Below are 7,669 nucleotides of genomic sequence, written 5' to 3' on the forward strand. Positions count from 1 at the left end.
TTATTATCATGGTTTCATTGGTACTATGCCCCTACTCTCACAAAGCTAAAGAAATTTCGTTAAAGTTTATTTAACTTATATTCACCAACGCTCTAACTAAGCTGTTTTGTTGTGCTTTGCTTTCCACGTTCCATATAACTTATCATAGAATCTACTTAGGTGGTTACTCTAGACCTGTAAGCTTGATATTGCCTTTAACAATATAGTGACTTTCATAGAAATGATACTTACTCATCACCACTTACCTTGGATTTTTCCAAGTACACCATTTCTGGTATATCCGATTCTAGGCCTGTACATTCGCAACTTTGTCAGCACCACTGTGCATTCTCACCGTATAGATTCGACCCCCGACCTATCACTACCTCGACCACCTCTGGTTCGCATTTCCTCATCATAACATGTTAGGAGTAGTTCTCAGCCGACTTCACCGAGCTTTACACCATTAAATTTAGTTAGAATTTAATCGCATATCGGAGTATTAGGGGAGGCGTTTCAGGACGTTACTCCTTCATTCCACCTCTCAGTTATATAGTTCTCCATCTTTAGTTTATCGCTAAACTCTAGATGTGGCATAGCTTTTCACTATGCAACGTGTCGCACCATCTCCTTAGGCTGTGCTTTTGTTGCAGGGAGTACTCTAGTCCCTAATCCTGCTGCAGGTATAACTGCTTTAGTAACTTTCTTCATCCTTTTCTCCTCTATATTTGTAAATTTATATAAATTATAATTTTTTTATTTCATTACTAATTTTAAATTTTTTCTAAATTCTTTATTCAAAGAAAATATAATAAAACTTACACTTGTTGTTATTAATAATAATTTTATACTTTTTTCAATCCAATCTATCCATGTTTTTAATTCTTTCATATCAATAAATTTGATAATTAGATTTTCTGAAATATAAATAGCTAATACCCCTAAAATTAAATATTCGATAAGAATTTTTAAATAGCTCTTCCAATTTTCATTAAAACACACCTTAAATACCAATATTGGTTTAATTAGTAAAATAATTATTATGTTTGAAGCTATAGTACCTATTATTACACCATTAATTCCTATATAGTAAACTAAAATTAAAGATAATATAAGATTAATTACGCCTTCTATTATTGGAAGATGTATATCACTAAAAAATCCACAGCCATTTTTAAATATTTCGACTATTACTCTAGTACTTTGAATAAATAAATTTATCATTATTAGAAATACTGTACCAGAAGCTAAAATGTACTCTTTTCCTAACCATAAATCAATAAATGGATTTATCAATTTATATGTCATATAAGTCGAAATAAATCCTATAAAAATAAAAACAATATTTACTCTCTTCCAAAGTTCAAAAATATTTTCTTTATTATTTTTAGATATAAAATTTCCAATTTTTGGTGTAATTACATTTGTAACTATACCTATTAATGTTCCAATTATATTTATAATCATCATATAGCTTGAATATACTCCGACCATAGTTAAAGATATAAATTTAGAAATTATTATATAGTCTGTATTAAAAACTATTAATGCTCCAATTTTGTGCCAAAATAAATTCATCAAATCTTTTGATATATTTTTCTCGCGTTCTTTAACTTTTTTTATATATGAATAATTTTTTTTATAATAATTTTTATAAAAAATATACTGTATAATATTCTCTATAATTAAAAGAGTTATAAATCCTATAAAAGATTGATATTTTAAAAGAATTAAAATCTGTAATCCTTGAGATACAATTTTACTTATCCCTTGAATTATTCTAACTATTTCAAATTCTTGATTTGCAGTAAATAAAACACTATATTTTGCAAATCCATAACTTAATGATGTATTTAAAACATATAAGCTCCAATAGAGATAAATATCTTTATTTAAAGAGTTTTCCTTTATAAAAAATGGGATTATGGGATTTAAAATGAGACCTACAATTAAAACAAATAAAGCAATTTTTTTATAAATACTTTCTATTGTAGATACAACTATGTTTATTCTTTCAAAATTTTTTTCTGCTAGTGGTTTATATAAAGCATAAGTTGATGCTGTTCCTAGACCTAATTCTGCTAAACTTAAGTATGCTATCATTTGAGTAAATAATCTCATAAGTCCTAATTCTTTTGCTCCCATATAATTTGCAAAATATTTATTTACAATAAATGTCAATATTCCAATACTTAAAGTTATTAATAAATTTATAACTATTTCTACTTTTAATGATTTAATTTTCATTCTTGCCTCATTTTTAATTAATTTTTATAATAAACTTTTTATTTTTTTAATTATTATCAATATTTTAATATTTTTTTTCGAACATAATATTTTACTCCATATATAATCAATAGAATAGACTCTTTTGAAGTAATATCTTTTATTTTTATATTTTTTTTCGACCAAATTAAAACTTTAATATAATTTTTTCCTAAAAATTCTTTTAAAATTTCTTCGTCACAATACATATTTTTTTTATTATTATGAATCAAAGATTTACTATATTTAAAATATTTACTAATAATATCTATTGTAGCATAATTTATGAATGATATTTTATTTTTTAAAAGTGCATGTAATTTTATTTCATCTTTTGTCAAATCAAAATTTAATTTTTCAAAAAAATATTTATATAATTTTTCAAATTTTTCAAGTCTTTCTTTATATTTTAAATTTTCAGTTTGCGTAACACTTGATTTTAAAATTCTATAATTTAAAAGACTATTTTTTATATTTATAATTTTCTTTTTTTCAAGTAATAAATCAATCCACAATTTATAATCTTCCATACCCTTATACTCTAAGTCATAGTTATATTTATCTAATGTCTCTTTTTTTATAAAAACACTTGGATGACACACTGGACTTGCAAATAAAATATTTGCTTTTAAATATTTTTCAGTTACTGGCATTATAATTTTTTTTCTTTTAATACCTTCACCAAACCTTGTATAAGTAGTTCCTAAAACATCAATTTCTTTATGTTTTTTTAAAAAATTCAATTGAATTTCAAATCTATTTTTTTCGGCAATATCGTCAGAATCCATTCTTACTATATAAGTTCCACTACTTAACTTAACTCCTTCATTTAAAGAATATATTAACCCTTCATTTTTTTTATTTTTTATATACTTTATTCTTGAATCATTGAATTTTAATATTATTTCTTCACTTAAATCTGTTGAACCATCATTTATAATTATAAACTCAAATTGCTCATAACTTTGGCTTAGTATACTTTTTATAGCCTCATATAAAAAATCTTCTGAATTATAAACTGACATTATTACAGATAATTCAATTTTTTTATTCATTATATTTATTACCTACCTTTTTATTTAAACTATTATTTTCAACAAAAAATATCGCACTTAATATTCCTATAAATATATAAAATACTTCTCCCTTCACTTCAAATAAAATAAACATAAGAATTAATAAAAATTTTATCAGCTTATATTTGATACTATTAGTTATCAATATTATCACTATTAAATATGATAAAATTTGATTAAATATACCATAGAATAATATCGGTCTCATTATTCCTGAATCTGTATGCATATAATATGTCATATCTGAATTTGTATATTTTCCATCTCCTAATAAAAAAGTTACAGTTTTAGGAATAAATATCATCTTTTTTATTAACGTATCTCCTGAGTATCCAAATGATCCATTATTTAAAAATTTATTTATTGGATCACTAATCCAAATAATCCAATTATTTAATTTAGAATTATAGTCTTTTAATAAAAATATAATTACAAATAAAAAAATTGAACATACTAAAAAATTAAATAATAACTTTATTTTTTTTCGTATTATTATCTCATAAATACAAAATAATAATAAAATTAATAAACTCGTTAATATTGCAACTCTTCCATAAAATAATGAACCTAAAAACAACATAAACAATGTTAAACTATTTTTTAAATTATAACCCTCTTTTAAAAATAAATACATATTAAAAACAATTCCTATCGTTATTAAGAAACTTTCTTTAAACCCTGTGAATCCAACCAAACTAAATCTCGTTATATAATTTTGTTCTTGAATTAATTTATAATTTAGTTCTGATATATATATATTATTTATCCACATTTCTTTAAAAGCAGGACATAAAATAAATAATATTGTTGTTCCAATGTTCAAGCAACAAGAATAAATAAAAAATTTATAAAATTTTTCCTTATTTTTTAATTCTTTTATCGAATAAATTCCTAAAGATAAATATTTTAAAATATTTCTTAAAATACCCCCTATTATTATAGTATATGTAAAATCCATTGTTTGATGTAAAATAGGAAAAATTAATGAATCTAATAAAATTATTAAATATAACAAACTAATTATAAATATTTGTTTCATTTTTCTATTTTTTTTAAAAAATTCATATATCAATTGATAATTCTTTAATAAATACAATAATAACAAACTATATATAATTATATACTGAAAACTTTTATTAATTTTATAAACAAACATAAAATTAATAAACGTAAAAAACAAAACTCCTATAAAACTATTTTTTTTCATTTTCTACTCACTTTTTTTATTTCATTATAGGTTCTTTCACAATTTTTTTTATCATATTTCATGAAAAAACTTTTATGCCCTTCTAAGTATAACTCATCTACCTTAAACTCATTATCAACTATTCTTTTTAATTCATTTATTATTAATTCAACATTTTTATATGTTTTTCCAAAATAATTATTTAAATAATCAAAATAGCCTTCTTGGTATTGATTTTCAATAAATTTCTCTCTATCAAACTGATAAAAAATTATTGGTTTTTTCATATATATAAAGTCTGTAAAAACACTAGAATAATCTGTAATTAATAAATTAGATGTTTTTATTAAATCTTGAATATCAATATCTTCCGCTCTCAAAATTTTTACAACTTTATTTTTAGAGAATTTTTTTATTTGATCTTGCATATTTCTATGCGGATAAAAAATAATTTCTAAATTTTTATCTTTTGCAAATTTTAATAAATTCTCTGAATTTATAAATTCATTCCATTTATCAAAATATTCACTATTTTGTAATTCTTGATTCTTTTTTGAATTCATAACTAACCAATTTCTCCAAGTAGGCATTATTACAATTCTATTTTTTTTTGTACATTCTTCATGAAGTTCATCATATCTACATAAACCTGTATATGAAACCTTTTCTAAAGGATATTTAAACTTCTTTTTTACATACTCATACTCTAAAAAACCACCACAAAAAAATAGTTTAAATTTTGTAACAGGATAATATAACCACTTGCAATCATTTATTATAACCCCATGTTGCAAAAAAATAGTCTTATTTTTTATAATTCCAAAAACTTCTAAAATATAACCTATTGCTGCGTTAGGCTTTCCAGCTTTTTGTGTAGTTATATTATTCTCACAACATAAATAATATAACCAATGTCTAATTGTTCCATATTCTACAATTTCACCTATTTTTTTTATTTTTTCATAATCTACAGATTTTTTATTAATTGCATAGATTACCTTTTGATTTGGAACTTCTTTATTCAGATATTTAAAAAATACGAAACCATTATCTCTAGCTTCAAATTCATCTTCAGAAATTAACCAAATTTCTTTATATTTACCTCTAAAAAAAGGCAATAATAAAATAGATATTATTAGCAAAAAAATAGATTTTAAATCTTTTAAAGTCAAGTCTTTAATTCTACTCATTGTTAACCTCTTTTTCTCAATACTTTTAAGTATATTATTTTTCTTATTTCATTTGGAATTATTCTAACTACCGTCTTTAACATAATATTAATTATAAATTCTTTTTTATTTATAACGCCTAATTTTAAATATTTTTTTTGAAGAATCCATTCAGCTTTTACATATCTCCATCCGCCTCGTCTTTTGTAAGTATCATTTGTCACCCTAAAATATAAAAGTGGTTCTGGTAAATTATAAAATATAGCTCCTTTTACAAGCATTCTTCTCCATAAATATGAGTCCTCATTTAATAAAATTTCTTGATAGTTTCCTGCTTCTAATACTTTGGATTTTTTTAAAATTACTGTTGGATGATTTACTGGATCTCTATATTTCATATAATTTTTTATATCTTTTGTTGGCGCATCTTTTATACAAACGATATTCTCTATAGAATCAACAAATTCAGTCATATAACTTCCCAAAACATCAATATTTGAGTTCTCAATCATGTATTTGATTTGTTTTTCAAATCTATCAGAATATGCTATATCATCAGTATCCATTCTAGCTACTAACTCATTTTTGCATTTAAGAATACCTCTATTCAGAGCTACTCCTAATCCACTATTTTTTTCCAATTTAACTATTTTTAAAATATCTACTAATTTTATTTTTAATTTTTCAATTGTACTATATAATTCAGTTGTCAATGGTCCATCTTCTACTAATATAATCTCATTTGGCTTTAAAGTTTGATCATAGTATATACTTTCAATTGCTCTTTTTAGATATTCTGGCTTTTCATTTTTATAAACTGAAAGTAATACAGAAAATTTTTTATCCATTATTTTCTCACAACCTTAAGAATTGTTTCAATCATCACTTTAAAATTTTCTAATATATTAAATTTTTTTAAATGGTAATTATTCAACTCTACTTTTTTAGGTATTATATCTTCTATATAAAATTTTTTAGGATTTTCAACCTTTGCCATTAATTCTTCTTCATTTGATAAATAAATAGAAGCCTTTCCTGTTATTCCTGGCATTAAATTGAAATAATTAGAATTACATTTTTTATAATATTTTGAATATTCTGGTGTATCTGGCCTAGGTCCAACAAATGTCATTTCTCCTTTAAATATATTTACTAATTGAGGAAACTCATCTACTTTAGTTTTTCTTAAGACTTTGCCAATTTTAGTTATTCTTTTATCATTTCCGATTGTAATACTTCCTGTTTTGTCACTTCCTAGAGCCATCGTTCTAAATTTATAAATATAAAAATTTGTTTCTTTATATCCTGTTCTCAACTGTTTATAAATAATAGGTCCTCTCGATGTTAGCTTTATTATTAAAGCTATTATAATCATTGGAACAAACAATACTACAAACAAAATAGAGGCTAAAACTAAATCAAAAATTCTAACACTTAATTTCATTATCTTTTAAACTCCTTTAACTTCTCAATTACATATTTCGCATCCTCTTCAGTCAAATTAGATGAACATGGTATATTTAAAACTCTATCGTGATACCAAATAGCTTTTTCTATTCCATATGCTTGATGTTTTTGATATGGTTTTTGCTCATGAATTAATCCCCAAATAGGTCTTGTTTGTATATTAGCTTCCACTAATTTTTTTAATAATTCATCTTTATTCATACCATACTTTTCTTCATCTACAACTACTGAATAAAACCAATAATTTGGTCTTATATCTGCATTAAAAGGTAACAATGTCAATCCATCAATACTCTCTATGGCTTCTTTATATAAGTTATAGTTCTTTATTTTAGTGCTTATAAAACTTTCTAATTGATCTATTTGACTCGTTCCTAATGCTGCTTGAAGATTTAGCATTCTATAGTTATATCCTATCTCATCATGGATAAAGTATAATTGATCTGTTTTAGCTTGAGTTGTTAAAAATCTTATCTCATCTAAGAACTCTTGGTTATTAGATACAACCATTCCTCCTCCACCTGTAG

Annotated in this window: 7 protein-coding genes and 1 pseudogene; all 8 read right to left on the minus strand. The window is 23.2% G+C overall.

Annotation, left to right across the window (positions count from 1 at the left end):
* Positions 1-600: 600 nt before the first annotated feature.
* Positions 601-690: pseudogene (locus ACRDDY_RS01335) on the minus strand (UTP--glucose-1-phosphate uridylyltransferase); the annotation flags it as partial.
* 45 nt (positions 691-735) lie between these two features.
* Positions 736-2,226: a lipopolysaccharide biosynthesis protein gene (locus ACRDDY_RS01340; protein ID WP_438563168.1), complete on the minus strand. Its 1,491-nt coding sequence runs from the start codon at positions 2,224-2,226 to the stop codon at positions 736-738.
* A 56-nt stretch (positions 2,227-2,282) separates the two neighbouring features.
* Complete coding sequence (locus ACRDDY_RS01345) at positions 2,283-3,299, minus strand: glycosyltransferase (protein WP_438563169.1); 1,017 nt, start codon at positions 3,297-3,299, stop codon at positions 2,283-2,285.
* Positions 3,292-4,359 (minus strand): hypothetical protein, encoded by a 1,068-nt coding sequence (locus tag ACRDDY_RS01350; RefSeq protein ID WP_438563170.1) that lies wholly within the window; start codon positions 4,357-4,359, stop codon positions 3,292-3,294. The genes ACRDDY_RS01345 and ACRDDY_RS01350 overlap by 8 nt, the downstream gene beginning before the upstream one ends.
* 164 nt (positions 4,360-4,523) lie before the next feature.
* Positions 4,524-5,696, minus strand: coding sequence for a CDP-glycerol glycerophosphotransferase family protein (locus ACRDDY_RS01355; RefSeq protein ID WP_438563171.1), 1,173 nt, complete (start codon positions 5,694-5,696; stop codon positions 4,524-4,526).
* 2 nt (positions 5,697-5,698) lie between these two features.
* Positions 5,699-6,523, minus strand: coding sequence for a glycosyltransferase (locus ACRDDY_RS01360; protein ID WP_438563172.1), 825 nt, complete (start codon positions 6,521-6,523; stop codon positions 5,699-5,701).
* Positions 6,523-7,119, minus strand: coding sequence for a sugar transferase (locus ACRDDY_RS01365; protein ID WP_438563173.1), 597 nt, complete (start codon positions 7,117-7,119; stop codon positions 6,523-6,525). The genes ACRDDY_RS01360 and ACRDDY_RS01365 overlap by 1 nt, the downstream gene beginning before the upstream one ends.
* A partial coding sequence (locus ACRDDY_RS01370; protein WP_438563174.1) for a DegT/DnrJ/EryC1/StrS family aminotransferase occupies positions 7,119-7,669 on the minus strand: 551 nt, incomplete at its 5' end. The genes ACRDDY_RS01365 and ACRDDY_RS01370, both read right to left, overlap by 1 nt.

Source organism: Clostridium sp. (assembly GCF_051656525.1).
Taxonomy (GTDB): domain Bacteria; phylum Bacillota; class Clostridia; order Clostridiales; family Clostridiaceae; genus Clostridium.

What these genes read in the sequence shown, in the direction of transcription:
- ACRDDY_RS01360 (WP_438563172.1), bottom strand. Translation starts at nt 6,523, where the DNA reads ATGGATAAAAAATTTTCTGTATTACTTTCAGTTTATAAAAATGAAAAG.
- ACRDDY_RS01365 (WP_438563173.1), bottom strand. Translation starts at nt 7,119, where the DNA reads ATGAAATTAAGTGTTAGAATTTTTGATTTAGTTTTAGCCTCTATTTTG.
- ACRDDY_RS01350 (WP_438563170.1), bottom strand. Translation starts at nt 4,359, where the DNA reads ATGAAACAAATATTTATAATTAGTTTGTTATATTTAATAATTTTATTA.
- ACRDDY_RS01340 (WP_438563168.1), bottom strand. Translation starts at nt 2,226, where the DNA reads ATGAAAATTAAATCATTAAAAGTAGAAATAGTTATAAATTTATTAATA.
- ACRDDY_RS01355 (WP_438563171.1), bottom strand. Translation starts at nt 5,696, where the DNA reads ATGAGTAGAATTAAAGACTTGACTTTAAAAGATTTAAAATCTATTTTT.
- ACRDDY_RS01345 (WP_438563169.1), bottom strand. Translation starts at nt 3,299, where the DNA reads ATGAATAAAAAAATTGAATTATCTGTAATAATGTCAGTTTATAATTCA.